General features: G+C 41.6%; 1 protein-coding gene. It reads right to left on the reverse strand.

Annotated features, from left to right (window positions below; translation table 11 throughout):
* On the reverse strand, nucleotides 1–181 hold a 181-nt coding region (locus tag R7Z77_RS24575), incomplete at its 3' end, for an isochorismatase family protein (protein ID WP_318136956.1).
* Nucleotides 182–903 lie beyond the last annotated feature (722 nt).

Raw genomic sequence — 903 nt, forward strand, 5'->3', positions numbered from 1 at the left:
TTTCGTATTCAATAACAGATTTAGGTTGCTCGTGCTGGACAAAGATAACTGGGACAGACTTAGCACGCGCAAATTTCGTAACCTCATTAATTTTGTTGAGTACGATTTGTGATTCAAATGGTTGAGGTTCCGGGTCGAACAGAATCGACTGAACATCAATAACTAATACTGCAGATTTCATTATTTTCCTCTGATAGGGCTAACGCCTTGCTAAGGTGTGAGTAACGCAATACAAAAGCTACCGCACAGCGCCTTAATCACCATAAGCCACCGCAAAGTAAAAATGCCACGCGTTACGAATCACTCTTAAGCAATTTGTTAGTACATGCGCTACTTCTATTTGTGCGCTCCAAGATATTGAAAAGTGGCATGATATGAAAGGCTTTGAACACTGAAGTGAGACGGGCAGCTACAAAACTTTACCTCAATAGAAAGACGAAAGTTGGCTAGAAGAAAAACGTACTGAACTGCCCTACTTTCCCTAACTTCAAATTAGAAAAGGATTCTTTCCTCGTACTTCAACAGCCACAACAAAAGTAATCAAGGTTCTCTCAAAAGCCACCACGAAAATGAAGAAGCACCAAAGAAATAGGCTAAGAGTTAGAAGCCGTAAACGGTGAAATCAAAGCGAACACTCCGCATATGGTGCCACCGGAAAGAACGTGAAAGGCACTAACTGAAAGGTGGAAAAACGAGCGCCAAAACAGATAAACACCAAAACTTATGACCTTTGATGTCAAACCCGTACTAACGCCCTGTTAAGGTGTGAGCAACGCAATACCAATGCCGCCGCATACCACCTTAAACACTAAAACCAACGCATAGTAAAAATGCCACGCGTTGCGAATCACTCTTAAACAGTTTGTTAAGTTACGGACTACACGTTGTCTATCAACCAGTTAA

Source organism: Vibrio sp. 1401 (assembly GCF_033340295.1).